This is a genomic window from Cupriavidus sp. GW821-FHT02F09 (assembly GCF_059421605.1).
Genome location: NZ_JBWKVH010000027.1, coordinates 1 through 18,378, shown reverse-complemented (window position 1 = coordinate 18,378; position 18,378 = coordinate 1). Strand labels below are relative to the sequence as shown.

Sequence of the window (18,378 nt, the reverse complement as noted above, 5' to 3'; positions counted from 1 at the left end):
CGAAACGAGAGGCTTGCCACCGGTTGCCGCCTTGCCCGGGTTCGGCGGCGGCCTGCCGGTGGCTCAGGCTTTTTTTGCGGGCAGCGGCCTCACGCCCTTGACCGGGGCGATACCGGCCGCAGCACTTGCCGGCGGGGGCGGGAGCGCGCCCCATGGGTTGTTGGCGGCTGCGTCGCCCGCATTGCGGCCATCGCCATCGCCGCTGCCATTCGCATGGCCAGCGCTATCGGCCTGCCCACCGGCCTGCCCGCCAGCGTTGGGCGGCGCCTGGCGCCGGTGGTGCAGGACCAGCTCCGCCACGGTGTCCACATGCGCGGGCACCACCGCCGCGTCGCACTGCAAGGCAGCCAGCGCGCGCGCCGCGCGCAGCATCACCAGGTCTGCCCGCACACCGTCGACGGCGGCGGCCAGGCACAGGTGGCTGACACGCTCGTGCACGGCATCGCTGAACGAAAGCGCGGACAGCGCGGCGCGCGCCAGCCGCACCTGCCGCGTGAGCGTTTCCTGCTCGGTGGCAAAGCGCGTGCGCAGGGCCACCGGATCGTTGTCGAACGCGAGCCGGGCCTTGACGATCGCCTGGCGCTGCGCGGCGTCCGTGCAGTTCTCCAGCGCCAGCGACAGACCGAAACGGTCCAGCAGCTGCGGGCGCAACTCGCCCTCTTCCGGGTTCATGGTGCCCACCAGCACGAAGCGCGCCTCGTGCTGGTGCGACACGCCGTCGCGCTCCACCACGTTGACGCCGCTGGCGGCCACGTCCAGCAACTGGTCGACGAGGTGATCCGGCAGCAGGTTGACTTCGTCCACATAGAGCACGCCCTGGTGCGCGCGCGCCAGCAGGCCGGGGGCAAAGCGGACCTCGCTCTGCTTCAGTACGTGGCCGAGGTCGAGCGTGCCGATCAGTTGTTCCTCGCTGGCGCCCAGCGGCAGCGTGACAAACTGGCCTTCGGGCAGCAATTCCGCAAGGGCTCGCGCCGCGGTCGACTTGGCCGTGCCGCGCGGGCCGCTGACCAGCACGCCACCGATGCCGGGATCCACCGCGGCGAGCAGCAGCGCTTGCTGCAGGCGCTGCTGGCCGACCAGGGCGCTGAAGGGAAATGGCATGCGGGCGAGCCGGGCGGTTGCATTCATGAGGGGATTCCTTCGATTCCTTTGATTCCTTCGATTCCTTCAAGCGCCTGCTCGCTATCGAGCAGGTGCTGTTCCAGTTGGGCGCGACGCTCGCCCGGCTCCTGCCACAGGCCGCGCTGCGCCGCTTCGAGCAGGCGCTCGCAGATGGCGTGCAGCGCGCGCGGATTGTGCTGGCGCAGGAAGGCGCGGGTGCCGGCGTCGCTCACATAGGCATCGGTCACCAGCGCGTACTGGTGATCGGCCACCACGCGGGTGGTGGCGTCGAAGCCGAACAGGTAGTCCACCGTGGCGGCCATCTCGAACGCCCCTTTGTAGCCGTGCCGCTTGACGCCGTCGATCCACTTGGGATTGACCACGCGCGCACGGATCACGCGGCTAATTTCCTCCTGCAGCGTGCGGATGCGCGGCGCCGCCGGGTTGCTGTGGTCGCCGTGGTAGATCGCCGGCTGGGCGCCGCCGAACGCGCGCGCGGCCGCTACCATGCCGCCCTGGAACTGGTAGTAGTCGTTGGCGTCGAGCAGGTCGTGCTCGCGGTTGTCCTGGTTCTGCACGACCGCGTCCAGGCTGGACAGGCGCAGGGCAAAGCTGGCGCGCGCCTCGACGCCATCCGTGCCTTGCCCATAGGCGTAGCCGCCGGCATGCAGGTAGGCCTGCGCCAGATCGCTGTCGTCCTGCCAGTTGCGGCTATCGATCAGGTCCTGCAGGCCGGTGCCGTAGCCGCCCGGGCGGGCACCGAACACGCGCCAGCCGGCGCGGCGGCGCGCCTCGGAAGCGGGCACGCCCTCGGCTTCCAGCCGCGCGCGCTCGCTCTCGATGCGGGCGCGCACGGGATTGACTTCGGCGGGTTCGTCAAGCTCCGCCACCGCCTGCACGGCGGCATCGAACAGGCGCATGACGTTGGCGAAGGCATCGCGGAAGAACCCCGACACGCGCAGCGTGACGTCGACGCGCGGACGGTCGAAGATCGCCATCGGCAAGATCTCGAAGTCGGTCACGCGGTAGCTGCCGGCCGCCCACTTGGGCCGCACGCCCAGCAGCGCGAAGGCCTGCGCGATATCGTCGCCGCCGCTGCGCATGGTGGCGGTGCCCCAGACGGACAGGCCAATGGACTGCGGATACTCGCCGTGCTCCTGCAGGTGGCGCTCGATCAGCTGGTTGGCAGACTTCAGGCCCAGCGTCCATGCCGTACGAGTTGGCACCGCGCGCGTGTCGACCGAGTAGAAATTGCGCCCGGTGGGAAGGACATCCGGCCGGCCGCGCGAAGGCGCTCCGCTGGGGCCCGGCGGCACGAACTGCCCAGCCAGCCCACGCGACAGTTGCCGCATTTCCTGCGGGCCGCAGGCATCCAGGCGCGGCATCACGTCCTGGCGCAGGCGCGCGAGCACGGCCGAAGCCCGCGGCAAGGCAACGTCGCCAGCCACATCGCCAAGCAACGCCGTGGCCAGCATCTCAAGGCGCTCGCGCGTATCGCCATGATGGCGCCACGGCCCGCCGTCCAGCGTGGCCAGTTGCGCCGGACGCGGCCCTTGCCAGGGCGCGGACCAGTCGGCATCGAGCGGGTCGAAGCCATCGCCCAATGCCAGGTCGGCGGCCAGCGCCGCCAGCAAGCTGGCTTGCGCGCCCTTGCCGTCGCCCACCGGAAAGCGCCCGAGCGCGAGCAGCGTATCGCGCCGCTGGCGGCCCTGCGGCGACACGCCGAAAACGTGCAGGCCATCGCGGATCTGAGATTCCTTCAGCTCGCACAGGTAAGCGTCGGTGCGGTTGAGCAGCGCATCTTCCCCATCGCTATCCGCCGGCGCATCCAGCCCCAGTTCACGATGCAGCTGCTGGTCCACGATCAGCTTCAGAATCTCCTTGCGCAGCATCCGCGCGCGGCGCGGGTCCACCGCCAGCGCCTCGTAGTATTCGTCGACCTGCCGCTCCAGGTCCTGCAGCGGGCCATAACTCTCGGCGCGCGTGAGCGGCGGCATCAGGTGGTCGATGATGACGGCCTGCGCGCGCCGCTTGGCCTGCGCGCCCTCGCCCGGGTCATTGACGATAAAGGGATAGAGATGCGGCAGCGGCCCGAGGATGGCATCGGGCCAGCAGGTATCGGCCAGCGCCACGCTCTTGCCGGGCAGCCATTCCAGGTTGCCGTGCTTGCCCACGTGGACGATGGCGTCGGCGCCAAAGCTGTGGCGCAGCCAGAAGTAGAACGCCAGGTAGCCATGCGGCGGCACCAGATCGGCATCGTGGTAGCTGGCGTAGCTCTGGCTGCCTTGCTCGCCCGGCAGCGCGTACGCCCGGGCCGGCTGCAGCCCGACGAACAGATGCCCGCTGCGCACGCCGGCGATCATGAAGCGCCCTTGCCGCACCATCGGGTCCTGGTCCGGGCTGCCCCAGCGCTCGGCAAGAGCGCGCTGGTTGTCCGCCGGCAGGCGGCTCAGGTGCGCCAGGTAGTCGGCCATCGACAGGCTCTGGAACGCCGGCCGCAGGTCGCGGTGCGTCAGGTCGTTGGTGATGCCCTGCGTGAGCCCGCGCATCAGGTCGTCGCCATCGGCAGGCAGGCCTTCGCAGTGGTAGCCCTGCTCGCGCAGCATGCCGAGAATGCCCACTACGGAGGCGGGCGTATCCAGCCCCACGCCGTTGCCGATGCGCCCTTCGTTGGCCGGATAGTTGGCCAGCACCAGCGCTACGCGCTTGTCGGCATTGTCCAGCTGCCGCAGGCGGCACCAGCGGCGGCTCAGCTCGGCCACGAAGGCGATGCGCTGCGCGTCGGGCTGGTAGCGCACCACGTCGACCTCGGTATGGGGGCAGCGATAGGCCAGCCCCTTGAAGCTGACGGCGCGCGTGATGATGCGCCCGTCCACCTCGGGCATGGCGATATGCATGGCCACGTCGCGCGGGCCCAGGCCCTGGCTGTCCTGCAGCCAGTCCTCGCGGTTGCCGCCGCTCAGGATCACCTGCAGCACCGGCGCGTCGCCGGCGAGCGCCAGGGTTTCAGGCGCGTCCAGCGACGAGACGGCAAACGCCGTGGTGTTCAGCACCAGCGCCGCGCCGTGCCCGGCGCACAGATGCTGCAGCACCTCGCGGCACAGCGTGTCCTTGAGTGAATTGACCGCCAGCGGCAGCGGGTTCATGCCCTGTGCGCGCAAGGCGGCGATGAGGGCATCGAACACAGCGGTGTTGCCAGCCTGCAGGTGGGCGCGGTAGAACACCAGCGCCACGACCGGCGCATCGGCATGGCCATCCTGCGCCCACTCCCGCTGCCAGTCCGCCGCAGTAGCCACGCCGTGTGCCGGGTGATAGATCGCCGCCTGCGGCAGCACGCGCGGCTGCAGGGCGGGCTCGCCCCAGCCGAAAGCGTGATGCGCCAGGCAGCGGAAGAATTGCTCGGCGTTGTCCGCGCCGCCCTCGCGCAGGTAACGCCACAGGTTGCTGGCCAGCGCTTGCGGCGCGTTGCCGCGCCCGAGCAAGTTGGCGTCCTCGGCGAGGTCGCCGGAGAACATCACCAGCAGCTGCTTGCGCGAGCGCGCCAGTTCGGTGAGCCGCTCCAGGCCATAGGGCCAGTCGCTGTCGCCGCCAAGATGGTCGACCACCACCACGCGTGCGTGCTGCAGCACGTCGTCCACATACATGTCGAGCGAAGCCGGCTGGCGCAGGTACATCTGGTTGGCCAGCCGCACCGTGGGAAAACCCTCTCCCAGGCGCGGAAAGACGCCGGCCAGCAGCGACAGCGTGGTATCCGCCGCGCTGAGCACCACGATTTGCGCCGGGCTTTGTGCAATGCGCACCACGCCGGCGTTATCGTCGACGAAGCCGCCCGGACGGGTGGAAAGCAGGTGCATCGGGTGCCTGGGCTGGTGTGGGCTGGTGTGGGCTGGTTGTGGGCCTTATGCCTTGCGCCTTACGCTGTACGCACGGCGGCGGCACTCAGCGCGGCCTCCAGGGCGGCCTGCAGCGTAGGCTGGTCAAGCGCCTGGCCGATCAGCACGATACGCGTGGATTGCGCCTCGCCCGGCAGCCAGCGGCGGTCGAAGTAGCTGTCAAAGCGCCGTCCCACGCCATGCAGCACCAGCCTCATGGGCTTGGCTGGCAGCTTGGCAAAGCCCTTGATGCGGTAGATGGTGTGGCTTTCCACCAGCTGGCGCAGGCCATCGATCAACGGGTCGCGGTCCACCTCGCCCAGCTCTACGACGACGGAGTCGAACTCGTCGTGATGGTGATCTGCGTGATCGGAATCGTCCGCCGAGCCGTGGTGATCCGGACGCAGGTGAATGGTGTCTTCCGAGGCGCGGTTCAGGCCCAGCAGCAGCGCGATATCCAGCTTGCCACCCTGCGCGCCGACGATCTTCACTTCGGCGGGGATCTCCGGGCGGATCAGCGCTTGCACTTCGGCGCGCTGCGCGTCGTCGATCAGATCAGTCTTGTTGAGGATGACGAGGTCGGCCGCGCCGAGCTGGTCTTCGAACAGCGCATGCAGCGGGGACTCGTGATCGAGGTTGGGATCGGCCTTGCGCTGCGCGTCCACGGCGTCCGGGTCGGCGGCGAACTGGCCGGCCGCGGCTGCCGCGCCGTCCACCACGGTGACGACCGCGTCCACGGTGAAGGCGTTCTTGATGCTGGGCCAGTTGAAGGCCTGCACCAGCGGTTTGGGCAGCGCCAGGCCGGAGGTCTCAATCAGCACGTGGTCGATATCGCCGCGGCGCTCCAGCAATTGCTCCATCACCGGGAAGAATTCCTCCTGCACCGTGCAGCACAGGCAGCCGTTGGCCAGCTCATAGAGCTGGCCATTGCTCTGGCCGGATTCGTCGCAGCCGATGCCGCAACCCTTCAGGATCTCGCCATCGATGCCCAACTCGCCGAACTCGTTGACGATCACCGCAATGCGCCGTCCGTTGGCGTTCTCGAGGATATGGCGCAGCAAGGTGGTCTTGCCGCTGCCAAGGAAGCCGGTGACGATGGTGGCGGGGATTTTACGGGTCTGCATGGTGGATAGGGGAATTCAGCGCTGGCGCTGGGGTTGAATCGGGGCGTGCGATGCGCGGCGTGGCTGGCCCTTCGCAAGTTATGTTTTGCGCAGCCGGTAATCAGTATCGACAAACGCAGTATCGACAAACGCAGTGTCGGCAAACGGCGACGGGCCTGGCCGCGGCGAGGGGATCAGCATAAAGAGATCGCACGGTGCTGTCCACCCGCGGCGCGTCAGCGTGGCGCGGGCTGCCGCCGGCCACGGCCGCGCCACCACTCCGCAAAGGCGCCAGCGCCAACCAGCAGCAGCATCAGCGCAGCGCTCCACAGCGCCTCGCGCGGCGCCAGGCCACTGAGCGGGGCGGGCGCGGCGAGCTTGAGCACGCGGCTTTCGAGCAACTGGCCTGTCACTTGGCCTGTCACTTGGCCCGTCACTTGGCCGGTCGCGGGACGCGGCGCCGGTGCTGGCTGCGGCTTGGCCTGCCGGGCCGGCGGCGGGCTCGCACGGGATGCGTCGGGCGGTGCAGCCCGGCCAGACGCCGCCGCCGGCGCGGCTGGCTCGCGCCCCGGCATGGCTGTCGCCAGCCGCGCGGAGAATTCGCGCAGCGCATCCGTGGGCAGCCGGGCTTGCTGCCCCAGCCCGGCGATGTACTGCATCAGCACGGGATTGCCGCAGCTATTGGCCGAGCAGGACAAGCCATCGCGATTGACCGACGCCACATAGCGCCGTGCCATGTCGGCGCGCTCGGCAGGCGTGAAGCGGTAGCTCCCCTGCCGGTCCACTTCCAGCAGCCGGGCCAGGATGCCCTGCCGCGCGTGCGGGTTGTTTTGCGCAAAGAAAGCGTCCATGTCCAGGCCATTCTTGTCGGCCACATAGACGTCATACGTGTTCTGCCAGAAGCTGCCGCTCATCTGCTCCGGGCTGGTGGCCTGGAAGCCGTAGAGATGCTCGATCTCCTTGAACATTTCGCGCGCGCCGGCATAGCCCGAGCGCTGCATGCCTTCGATCCAGCGCGGGTTCCAGTTGCGCGCGTTGAGCTCGGTGGCCAGCCAGGTGCGGGCATCCACGGTCTGCTCTTCGCCGGCGCGGCGCAGGTTGTGCAGCCAGAAGCGCGGCGCCTGCCCGCTGACGGCGCGCGTGGCCATGTTGAGGCCGCCGGCGTACTGGTAGGTATCGTCGTTGTCGAGCGCGCCGTAAAGCGTGCTGGCGCGCGAGAACAACACGGCCTGGTTGGATTTGAGGTGGCTGGCCAGCGCCTGCGGCGCGGTCTCGCCCCAGCCTTCGCTGGAGAACGCAAAATTCATGTAGCGCAAGTACTGCCGCGCCAGCGCGCCCGGCGGCTCGCCGGCCTGCGCCGCGTCCTTGCTCTGCTCCACCATCTGCTGCACGCCGATGCTGTAGTTGCCGGGCTTGGCGGCGAACACGCGGGCGCGGGCCAGCCGCGCGGCCAGTTGCGGCTCCACGCCGGCCGCCAGCAGCGTGGCCTGCGCTTCGCGGTCGTGGCGGCTGATGGCGTTGTCGCCGGCGGCGGCGGCCAGGCGCGCGGCCTTGTCCAGCAGCGCCACCTTGTCGCCGAAGCCGTCGCGGTAGATGCCGGAGATGGTGAACAGCACGTTGACGCGCGGGCGGCCGAGTTCGGCATCGGGGATCAGGCGCACATCCTCCACCACGCCGCGCGCGTTCCAGACCGGCTCCACGCCCATCAGGTAGAGCGCCTCGCTCTCCATCGCGCCTTGGTGGCGCTCGGTTTCGCCGTACCACAGCACCATCGAGACCTGCTCGGGCGCCTTGCCGGTTTCCTCGCGATAGCGCGCGAGCGTCTGCGCGGCCAGTTGCTTTCCGAGCTGCCAGGCCGCGGGCGTGGGGATCAGCGCGCCGTCGAAGGCGTGCAGGTTGCGCCCGGTGGGCAGGCCCTGCGGGGTGCGCACGGGGTCGCCCAGCGGCGCGGTCGGCAGGTAGCGGCCGGACAGCACGGTCACCAAGCCATCCAGCTCGCGGCGCGGCGATTCGCGCAGATTGGCCAGCCAGGCGCGCGTACTGGACAGCGCGGCTCTTACCTTCTGCGCCAGCGGCGGCGGCAATGGCGCGTTGGCAGCGCCGTCCGGCTCGCGGCCTTCTGCCAATGCGCCGGCCCAGCGCGAGAGCGCGTCCTTGCCGATCACCCGCATCTCGCTCGCGTCGAATGCGCTTTCCAGCACGGTGGCCAGCGCCTGGCGCTGCGCATCCAACGGCGGCAGCTCGCCCAGCGTGTGAACGCCCAGCGGCACCGGCTCGGCTTCCACCTTATGCAAGAAGCGGTGGATCACGGGTTCGACCTGCTCCCATGGCGCGCCGGGATCCAGCCCGAGCTGGCGGTCCAGCCCGAGGGCGCGGATCTGCGCCAGCGCCTGCAGGCGGTATTGGTCCGCCAGCGCCGGGGAGCTGTCGGCGGCGGCCTCCTGCTGCTCGATCACCGCGTCGAGCTTGGCCAGTTTGTCCGGCCAGCCGGCGCGGGCGATCAGCGGGGTCAGGTGGCTGACCAGCACGGCAGCGCTGCGGCGCTTGGCCTGGATGGCTTCTCCGCCGCCGTCCTGGATGTAGTAGTAAGCGTTGGGCAGGTCGCCCAGCAACACCTCGGCGCTGTCGTCGCCGCTTTGCCCCACCTGCTTGCCAGGCAGCCATTCGAGCGTGCCGTGGCGCCCCACGTGGACCATTGCGTCCGCGCCGAAGGCGTGGCGATACCACAGGTAGGCGGCGATATAGGAGTGTGGCGGCGGCGTCACCGTATCGTGCGAGCTGTCCATCGCTCGCGCGAAGGTGGAGCGCAGCGGCTGCGGGCCAACGAACAGATTGCCGAAGCGCAGGCCCGGAATCACGAAATCCTGCCCGCCATGGCCGTCACCCACCAGCATCAGCGGATTGCGCTCGGGCGGGCCCCAGGCGGCCACCACCGACTGGCGAAACGCCATCGGCAAGGCATCGAACCAGCGCTTGTACTGCGCCATCGGCAGCAGCGTAACGCGGCCGCGCGACACCATCTCAGCCAGTTCGCCGGGCGACCATTCCTCCATATTGCGGCCATTGCGCTCCAGCAGCGCGGTCAGCTCGGCCGTGTCCGGCAGCGTGGCGCCCGTGCGGTAGCCCGCCTCGCGCAGCCGCGCCATGACCTGCACCAGCGAGGGCAGCGTAGCCAGGTAGCTGGCGCCGATATTGCCGCGGCCCGGCGGGTTGTTGTAGTAGAGGATGGCGATGCGCTTGTCCGCCGCTGGCTTGTCCTGCAGCGCGATCCAGCGCCGCACGCGGGCCACCGCAGCGTCTGCCCGCTGCGGCACGGCACGGCTGGCCTTGGCGCCGTGTTCGTCCTCCAGCGTGGCGAACAGGATCGGCTCCGAGACGCCGGCCCGCTCGGGCGTGTTAAGCAGCAGCGGCAGGCGCTCGCCGCCAATGCCGCGCGCATCGGCCCGCCAGCCGGCCTGGCTGTCGCGCGTGGCGATCAGGTTGATGGCATGCAGGCCGTGGCGCTCCAGCCAGGCCTTGTCCTCGGCGCGGCTGATGGTGAGGTTCAGCGTCAGCAATGCGCGCAGCGGGCTTTGGCCGTCGACCGTGAGCATCGGATCCAGCCCGGACAGCGGCCAGCCGAACACCGGCACCGCGCCAATGCCCTGGCGCTCCAGCGCCGCGATCAGCGCATCGATATGCGCGAGATCCTGCTGGCGATAGTTGCTGGCATAGAAGGCAATGCCGGCCAGCGGTGCGCCGGCCGGCAGGCCACTTGCGCCGGCGCGGTACCAGGCGAGATAGTCCTTGAGCGTGGCAAATGCTTGCGCTGCGCGCGGGTGATAGATGCCGGCCGCGGGCAGCGGGCGCGGCGGCGGCACGGCCATGGCCTGCTCGCCGCGCACGGTGGCCACCAGCCAGGCCATCCAGCCCGCGAGGTTGTCGGCGCCACCGGCGCTCCAGTAAGCCTCGGCGGCCTGGTTGCGCGCGGCGTCCAGGCCAAAGCCCCAGGCGGCCTCGGCGGACGCTGCCGGCGCGGCCAGCACCAGCGCGCCGCGCTGCCGCGCCTGGCGCACGGCCGGCGCCATCTGGCGCAGCACGGCCGTGGGAACGAAATACGCGTAGATGACATCGGCGGCGGCGACTTGCGCGGCATCGGGCGCTGCAGTCACGGCATCCAGCACCACCCTGCCCGGCCCGGCCAGCTCGCGCAGGCGCGCTTCGGCCGCGGGCAGCAGGTGCGTGTTGGTGGTGACCAGCAGCACGCGTACCGGGGCTGGCTGTCCGGGCTGGGCTGCGCGGGCGTGGCCCGGGCCGGCAAGGCACCCGCACAGCAGCCCGAGCATCAGCAGCAGCCAGCGCTGCCAGCGCTGCCACAGCGAAACCCGCCGCGCCGAAGCCATCAACGCGCGCCCGTGGCCGAGGCCGCGCCGGCCGCCGCGCCCTCCGGCACATACACCACGCTGCCATCCGGCAACTGGTAAGCCACGCCCAGCCGGGTGCCCTCGCCCGTTTTCTGCCGCGGGGACATCTTGCTGACCTTGACCTCCTTGCGGTTCTTCTCCAGCCATTGCAGCTCGCCGGTGCGCGGATCGCGCTGGACCATGGTGAACTGCGAGTCGGGATTGAGCAGCTGGGTCAGGCTGAACGCCTGCGTGAGCGCCACCATCAGGCCCACCGCAAAGACGATGGAGGCATCGAACAGGTTGGCCACGCCAGCTAGCGGGTCTTCCCGATGCACCGAGGCAAGCTCGCCCTGCGCGCGGCGCCGCCGCACGAAGCGCCGCCGCCTGAACTGGTGTCCCTGGCCCGCGTCCATCAGGCCTGGGTCCCGGCCAGATGGATGGCGGCGCGCGCGTGTGCAGCGGGCGCCACTGGTTCGGGCATGGCCCGCAGCACCAGCTCGCACAGGTTTTCCATTTCCTTGAGATCGCTGCGCGCCCAGCGCTCGCGCGTGAGCGTCAGCACGTAGGCGATGCCGCCCAGCACCAGCCCGCAGACGACCGCGCCAAAGCCGATCACCAGGTGGTTGACCATGCCGGCCATATCGCCACCGAGCAGCGATTGCAGCGCCGGACCGAGCGGGATGATGGTGCCGGCAAGGCCCAGCATCGGCGCGATGCGCACCAGCGTGCGGGTCAGGTCGAGCCGGTTGGCCACACGCATTTCCTCGCGCTGCAGCGTTTCGTCCAGCCACAGGTCAAGGTGTTCGTGCGAATCGAGCCGGGCGAGCCGTTCTTCCAGCATGCCCCAGAAGCGGGCTAGCGAAGGCGACAGCAATGCCGCGTCCAGATGCGCCTGCGTGCCATTTTGCAGGCTGGAGGCCAGCGCGTTGGCCAGCGCGGGGAGATCGCTGCGCGGCGCCACGGCGCGGCGCCGGGACTGCACGATCAGGCTGCCGAGATCGGCCAGCGAGAGCACGAACAGCACCAGCAACGCCAGCGCGACCGGCCAGAAGAACGCCGTGGAAAGGCGAAAGAAAATCTCGGTGACGACGCTTTCCATTGTGATTGGCGGCAGTTGGGTTAGGCGGATCGGCAGGCCACGGCGGGCCCCGGCGCAGTATTGTACGTCGCAGGTGCCCCCTTATCCCAAGCCAGGACCCGCCTGCGATTGCCTTGCCGCCAAGGCCTCAGGGCCAGCTTTCGCGCGCATACACGCCCGACTGCGCGCGCAGCCGCGCGGCGCGTTCGGCCACCCGGGCATCCGTGTAGAACGGCGGGTCCGCCAGCACCAGGCCATTCTCCCGGGCTTCTTCCACCAGGATTTGCAGGTACTCGGTCATGTGCGAGGCCGTGTAGTCGTTGGTGTCATGAAAGCTCACCACGATCGGCACCACGCCCCCCATGGATGGCAGCCGCTGCTCGGCGATGGCCACCTTGACCTGCGCGAGCTCGCTATTCATATGGGAGCGGCGACGCAGGCTGATATGCCAGCCGTAGATCTTGCCATCGCGCGCGTTCACGTCCGACATCAGCATGCCCAGGCCGAGCTTGCGGTAGACCGCCTGCACCGCATCGTTGTAGGCCCAGTTGGGCGGGCGTACCAGTTGGGCCGCGCCGCGGCATTGCGCGATGATGTCGGCCTCGCCCGACAGCAGCGACGCCTCCAGTTCTTCGGGCGACATGCGCGTGTGCGAGAGATGCCCGATCGGCAATCCGCTATGCACCGCCAGCCGATGGCCGGCGAGGCAGGTAGCGTGCATCTGCGCTTTGCCGGCCTCGCCGCCACCGCGCCTCGGGTGGGCGGTCTGCACGAAGAAGAGCGCTTTGATGCCTGGCGTCACCGGGTTATCGGCAAGCTGGCGCAGAATCAGCGGCGTGCTGCCATCCTCGCCGGCATCGGGGCCGTCGTCGAACGTGAGCAGGAAGCGGATGGGCGGGAGCGGCCGCTGCGCGCGCAGGGCGGCCAGCTGGATCGCGGGCAGCGCGCTCGCCGGCATGTCGGAAGGGGCTGCCTGCGCGGCCAAGCAGGCGAGACTCAGGCTGCACGCCAGGGTCCCGGCGGCGAGACGAACAAAATGGGAAAAGCGCATGCGGGGCGTCCGGTTCGCCACTTCGGGCGCTCTTTGGCGCGCTGCGCGGGCAATCCGGAATGAGTCTCAAGCTAAAGAAATGGGGGCGAACCGCAGCCATGTGCGCGAATCGCCGCAGCGATCGCCGTGGCCCCGGCAAAAAGCAAAATGGCATTGTGCCATATCGTGCTGGCGCGCTTTTGCGCTGGTGCAGCCGAGCCCGCGCAGCGAAAAAAAACCAGGCCATGAGACATGGCCTGGCGGGCAAATCGGCAGCAGGGGGCACTGCTGCCTGCGGGTAAGGGATGCCGTTTTGGACACCCCGGCCGACAGGTTAGCGGCTCCCCCATTTTGCAAACGCAAACAACTGTGTCACTGCGCCTCACCCGTTTGGCAATCCCGCCAGACGATACACCTGGCGCGCGCGTGGAGCGCACGGTCCGGCTTTGTCGAAAGACGTGAAAGGCAGCGGCAATGCACAAAGCGCACAGGCATGCTGCCGAGCCAGCATCGGACGGCCACGAGGCTATCGCGGCCACCCGGTGCAAATGTCAACAATTGTGAACGCTGAGCCGGAGCCGGCTCAGTAGGTTTCATCCGCGGGATCGATCATCAGGTGAAGATGCCCGGCAAGCTCTGCCAGCACCGGCTCGTCCGCACTGCGGATCATCCATCCCGCGTAGGCGTCCGCCTGCGTGTCCCAGCACCACAGCGTAAAGCCGGCCGCTTGCAACGAGACCTGCGCGATCGCCATCAAGCCGGGCACATCCTTGCCCGCGAGGAAGGCCGCCGCGAGCGGCTCGGGCGCGCCCCAGTCCACGCGCAGGCCGACCCGGTCGCACATGGCTTGCACACCGCGCACCAGGGCGGCCGTGTCTTTCCATTCCACGTAGAAGCCTGCGGCGCCGATCGCTTCGGTCAGCGGCCATAGCAGCATATGGCCCTCGCAGCCGGTCTCGGTGCGCGCGAGCGCATTCTGGAACGCGGTCCAGTATTTGTCCGCGGCATCCTGGTCGTGCAGAGAAATCAGCAGGATCAGCTCGCGCACGGCGTCCTGCGTTTCACTCGGGAGCACAGTGGTCATAGGCTTCTGGCAGGTTGGGAACACAGGGAACGGAAGGGGTTCGATGCTGGCAGGCCACAGCGTGATGCCGCGAGCCGACGCGGTGGTTGACTCGGATGCTGGAACCTTGTGTGAGCATCCGAGTGGCTGGACGTCTGGCGGTGCTTTGCCCAACGCCGGGAAAATGGCAGCCCCCTATTCTGACAAAGGTTGGTGCGAGGCGCTACTACACATACGCATCGAAGACGCATCGAAGGCGCGCTGATCGTCTCGCAAGACCAGCCCATACGCATTGCCTTACGGCACGAAAAACGCAAAGTTTAGGACGTGTCCTATTCGGCGGAAAAAGCCGGAAGAAAAAGATTGCCAAGCGCGCGCCGCCTTTGTTACCCTTCGCCCCGTTATCGCTTCGGAGTCATCTCCATGGACAGTTGTTCTAGTTGGCCTTACGGCCAAACCTTGAACGGCTAGGCAAGTCCAGGCGTCTTACCGCCACTGCCTAGCCGATACCGGCGGGTAGTGGTCCGTTGCACGGGTTCTCCGTGCGACCCCCTCCCAGTTCGTTGCAAATGCCTGCGGCTATCCCGCCGCGAGAATGCGTTCGTCCGCAGTTTCGCGATGCGTTATCCGCCGCTGCCTGCGCGCGCCGTCGAGCGTTAGCGCAAGGAGGCCCCATGCCGTCCCTCTTCATCGCACAACATGCCTTGCTGGCGCTGCAGATCCTGCGCTGCCACGCCGGCGGGCCAGGCAGTGCCGCCGTCCTCCTGCTCACGCTGGCCCTGCCCCCCGCGCGCCGTGCCGCAGCGCGTCATGACGCCGCGCACCGGCCCCGGCCGGGCTGACGCGCGCGACGCTGTCACGCTCACCGCATCCGGCGAAGGCGGCGCGCCGCGCCCGCCTTTGCCGCTCCTCGCCTCACTCCAGCATCGCTGCCCGGCACGCCGGGACTTTTGGGAAACCGCACCGATGAACCTGATGAAAACGCTCTTCGTCGCCTTCCTGCGCACGCGCCGGGCGACCCACCACTTCCGCCGGCTGGCGATGTTCGAGTCGCTGGGCAAGCCGGGGCCGTCGCGCACCGTGCCAGAGCAGTTGGCACAATCGCTCAAGCGCGCCGCGCGAGAGGACGTGCCAGCCGTACTGGTACGCATGCACTCCCACGAGGACGGGCTGACCAGCGCCGAGACGGACGAAAAGCTCAAGCAGTTCGGCCCGAACGAAGTCGACCATGAGAAGCCGCTGCCGGCGTGGCTGCACCTGTGGCATTCGTACAGCAACCCGTTCAATCTGCTGCTGACACTGCTGGCGGCGATTTCCTACTTCACCGAGGACATGAAGGCAACGATCGTCATCGGCACCATGGTGACGTTGTCCACGCTGCTGCGCTTCGTGCAGGAGCGGCGCTCCAACCAGGCCGCGGAAAGCCTCAAGGCCATGGTCAGCACCACCGCCACGGTGATCCGGCGGGACCTTTCGGCCGGCGTTGCCGCCTTCAGCGCGGAGTACTTCAACGTGCACGTGCATTCCCGCCCGCCGCACAAGATCGAAGTGCCTATCCGCAAGCTGGTCCCTGGCGACCTGGTCGCGCTTTCCGCCGGCGACATGATTCCCGCCGACTGCCGCATCATCGCGGCCAAGGACCTGTTCATCAGCCAGGCGGCCATGACGGGCGAATCGCTGCCCGTGGAAAAATTCGCCGAGCTGCGCGATCGCCACGACAGCCCGCTGGAGCTCTCCAACATCGCCTTCATGGGCACCAATGTGGTCTCGGGCGCCGCCACCGCCGTGGTGCTAGCCACCGGCAACCACACTTACTTCGGCACGCTGGCCGAGCGCGTCACCAGCACCGACCGCTCGGCCACGGCCTTCCAGGCTGGCGTCAACCAGGTGAGCTGGCTGCTGATCCGCTTCGCGCTGGTGATGGCGCCGCTGGTGCTGCTGGTCAACGGATTTACCAAGGGCGACTGGACGCAAGCGTTCCTCTTTGCCTTGTCCGTCGCGGTAGGGCTCACGCCCGAGATGCTGCCGATGATCGTGACCTCCACGCTGGCCAAGGGCGCGGTGATGTTGTCGCGCCGCAAGGTCATCGTGAAGCGGCTCGACGCGATCCAGAATTTCGGCGCCATGGACGTGCTGTGCACCGACAAGACAGGCACGCTGACGCAGGACAAGATCGTGTTGGAGCGCCACACCGATGTGCTGGGCCGCATCAGCACCGACGTGCTCAAGCACGCTTACCTGAACAGCTACTACCAGACCGGCCTGAAGAACCTGCTCGACCGCGCGGTGCTCGATCACGTGGAGCTGCAAAGCGAGCTGAAGCTGACGCAGCATTACCGCAAGGTCGATGAGATCCCGTTCGATTTCGAGCGGCGCCGCATGTCGGTGGTGGTGGCCGAGCGCGAGGATCACAACGAGCTGATCTGCAAAGGCGCGGTGGAGGAAATGCTGGGCATCTGCACGCGCGTGCAGATCGATGGCGCGGCGCAAGCGCTGGACGCCGATATGCTGGCGCGCGTGCGCCAGGTGACGCACGACCTCAACGAGGAAGGCTTGCGCGTGGTGGCTGTGGCCATGAAGGAAACGCCCACCACGCAAACGCAGTACGGCGTGGCCGACGAATGCGAGCTGACGCTGGTCGGGTACATCGCTTTTCTCGATCCGCCCAAGGATTCCACGCTGCCCGCGCTCAAGGCGCTGGCCGAGCACGGCGTCACGGTGAAAGTGCTGACCGGCGACAACGAACTGGTCACGGCCAAGATCTGCCGCGAAGTGGGGCTGCCCGTCACGCGCGTGCTGCTGGGGCCGGACATCGAGAAGATGGACGCCCCGACGCTGGCCCGTGCCGTGGAAGATCACAACGTATTCGCACGCCTGTCGCCGCTTCACAAGGAGCAACTGGTGCTGGCGCTGCGCGCCAACGACCACGTGGTTGGCTTCATGGGTGACGGCATCAACGATGCGCCCGCGCTGCGCGCGGCCGATATCGGCATCTCGGTGGACAGCGCGGTGGATATCGCCAAGGAAGCCGCCGACCTCATCCTGCTGGAAAAGAGCCTGATGGTGCTGGAAGAAGGCGTGATCGAAGGGCGGCGCACCTTCAGCAATATGCTGAAGTACATCCGCATGACGGCCAGCTCCAACTTCGGCAACGTGTTCTCGGTGCTGGTGGCCAGCGCCTTCCTGCCCTTCCTGCCGATGCTGCCGCTGCAACTGCTGGTGCAGAACCTGCTGTACGACGTCTCGCAGATCGCGATTCCGTTCGATCGCGTGGACAAGGAACTGGTGGCGCGGCCGCTGCGCTGGAACCCGGGCGACATCGGCCGCTTCATGGTGGTCTTCGGCCCGATCAGCTCGATCTTCGACATCACGACCTATGTGGTGATGTGGTACGTGTTCGCCGCCAACAACGTGGAGGCGCAGGCGCTGTTCCAGTCCGGCTGGTTCGTGGTCGGGCTGCTCACGCAAACGCTGATCGTGCACATGATCCGCACGCCCAAGCTGCCGTTCATTCAGAGCCGCGCGGCGTGGCCGCTGACGTTGGCCACGGTGGCCATCATGGCCGTGGGCATCTGGCTGCCAATGGGCCCGCTGGCGGCGTACTTCAAGCTGGAGGCATTGCCGCCGGGCTATTTTCCCTGGATGATCGGCATCGTGCTGGGCTACGCCCTGCTGGTGACGGCGGTCAAGCGGTTCTATATCCGACGCTTTGGCTGGCAATAAGCTTTGGGCGGCGCCTATCGCGATACTTGCGCGAAAGGCGCCGCCGATGACATCGGCGTGACACCTGGCCGGCGTAAAAAGACGCAAGCGGTTCCATAACAATAACTTTCAAGCCCGGGGAAACCATGACGTCCCTCCAAGCCTTTCAAAACATCAACCTTGACTCGCTGCTCGACACCACCGTCAGCCTGACCACCGCCTTCATCCTCGGCGCGGTGATCGGCTACGAGCGGCAGATCCGCCAGCGCACGGCTGGCCTGCGCACCAATGTGCTGGTGGCGGTAGGTGCCGCCATCTTCGTCGACATGGCCAACCGCATGGCCGGGCACGACGGCGCGGTACGCGTGGTGGCCTATGTGGTCTCGGGCATCGGCTTTCTCGGTGCCGGCGTGATCATGCGGGAGGAAGGCAATGTGCGGGGGTTGAATACCGCGGCCACGCTATGGGGATCGGCGGCGATTGGCGCCAGTGCGGGGGCGGACCTGATTCTCGAGGCCGGGCTGGGCTGCCTGTTTGTGCTGGCGGCCAATACCCTGTTGCGGCCGGTGGTGAATCGCATCAACCAGCAGCCAATGGATACGACCGCGGTAGAGGTGACCAACACGGTCTATGTGATTGCGCCGCGCTCCGCGCAGAAGCTGGCGTTGCGCTTGCTTGAGGATACGCTGGAGGCGGGGAACTACCCGACCCGGGACCTGGAGGTGCATGCGTTCGGGGATAGCGATGTCGAGATTGAAGCGGTGCTTACGTCAACCTCCGTTGATGGGGATGTGCTGGATCGGTTGATGGCGGAGTTGGCGGAGTCGGAGCATATTCATCAGGCGTTTTGGAGTCCTAGTACGACGGATTGATTTTGGGATGAGTTGGTTGGCTGACGTTTGTGGCCGTTTTTTTTGCGGCGTTGGTTTTTGTAGCCAAGGGCCGTACGACATCTGCCTGCGGGGTTGGTCTGTAGTGGTCTAATGAACTTGGACACCTCAAAAGGTAGACTTCCCGTCGACTAGAGAGGTGATGATGGCACGC

General features: G+C 67.9%; 11 protein-coding genes. 3 read left to right on the top strand and 8 right to left on the bottom strand.

Features of this window, described 5'->3' with window-relative positions:
- Positions 1–63 precede the first annotated feature (63 nt).
- The 8 genes from AC07XB_RS25420 to AC07XB_RS25385 all read right to left on the bottom strand — a co-directional run bounded on the left by AC07XB_RS25420 (position 64) and on the right by AC07XB_RS25385 (position 13,653).
- On the bottom strand, positions 64–1,128 hold the full coding sequence (locus tag AC07XB_RS25420; RefSeq protein ID WP_492373039.1) for a magnesium chelatase ATPase subunit I: 1,065 nt from the start codon (positions 1,126–1,128) through the stop codon (positions 64–66).
- The gene (gene cobN / locus AC07XB_RS25415) at positions 1,125–4,955 is read right to left on the bottom strand and encodes a cobaltochelatase subunit CobN (protein ID WP_492829688.1); all 3,831 of its coding nucleotides are present in this window, start codon (positions 4,953–4,955) and stop codon (positions 1,125–1,127) included. Before cobN ends, AC07XB_RS25420 begins: the two co-directional genes overlap by 4 nt.
- A gap of 59 nt (positions 4,956–5,014) precedes the next feature.
- Positions 5,015–6,097: a cobalamin biosynthesis protein CobW gene (gene cobW, locus AC07XB_RS25410; RefSeq protein WP_492373041.1), complete on the bottom strand. Its 1,083-nt coding sequence runs from the start codon at positions 6,095–6,097 to the stop codon at positions 5,015–5,017.
- A gap of 215 nt (positions 6,098–6,312) precedes the next feature.
- A complete protein-coding gene (locus tag AC07XB_RS25405; protein ID WP_492829690.1) occupies positions 6,313–10,458 on the bottom strand; it encodes a cobaltochelatase subunit CobN in 4,146 nt (1,381 codons plus the stop codon).
- Positions 10,458–10,874, bottom strand: coding sequence for a DUF2149 domain-containing protein (locus AC07XB_RS25400; RefSeq protein ID WP_492373043.1), 417 nt, complete (start codon positions 10,872–10,874; stop codon positions 10,458–10,460). Before AC07XB_RS25400 ends, AC07XB_RS25405 begins: the two co-directional genes overlap by 1 nt.
- Positions 10,874–11,560: a MotA/TolQ/ExbB proton channel family protein gene (locus tag AC07XB_RS25395; RefSeq protein ID WP_492373044.1), complete on the bottom strand. Its 687-nt coding sequence runs from the start codon at positions 11,558–11,560 to the stop codon at positions 10,874–10,876. The genes AC07XB_RS25400 and AC07XB_RS25395 overlap by 1 nt, the downstream gene beginning before the upstream one ends.
- 127 nt (positions 11,561–11,687) lie before the next feature.
- A complete protein-coding gene (locus tag AC07XB_RS25390) occupies positions 11,688–12,590 on the bottom strand; it encodes a polysaccharide deacetylase family protein (protein ID WP_492814149.1) in 903 nt (300 codons plus the stop codon).
- Between the two features lie 562 nt (positions 12,591–13,152).
- Positions 13,153–13,653, bottom strand: a complete 501-nt coding sequence (locus AC07XB_RS25385; protein WP_492829692.1) for a DUF6630 family protein — start codon at positions 13,651–13,653, stop codon at positions 13,153–13,155.
- A 653-nt stretch (positions 13,654–14,306) separates the two neighbouring features.
- Here AC07XB_RS25385 and AC07XB_RS25380 point away from each other — a divergent pair.
- From AC07XB_RS25380 to AC07XB_RS25370, 3 genes are all read left to right on the top strand, one after another.
- Positions 14,307–14,474, top strand: coding sequence for a hypothetical protein (locus tag AC07XB_RS25380; protein ID WP_492373047.1), 168 nt, complete (start codon positions 14,307–14,309; stop codon positions 14,472–14,474).
- A 124-nt stretch (positions 14,475–14,598) separates the two neighbouring features.
- Positions 14,599–17,355 (top strand): magnesium-translocating P-type ATPase, encoded by a 2,757-nt coding sequence (mgtA, locus tag AC07XB_RS25375; protein WP_492373048.1) that lies wholly within the window; start codon positions 14,599–14,601, stop codon positions 17,353–17,355.
- A 125-nt stretch (positions 17,356–17,480) separates the two neighbouring features.
- A complete protein-coding gene (locus AC07XB_RS25370) occupies positions 17,481–18,206 on the top strand; it encodes an MgtC/SapB family protein (RefSeq protein WP_492373049.1) in 726 nt (241 codons plus the stop codon).
- Positions 18,207–18,378 lie beyond the last annotated feature (172 nt).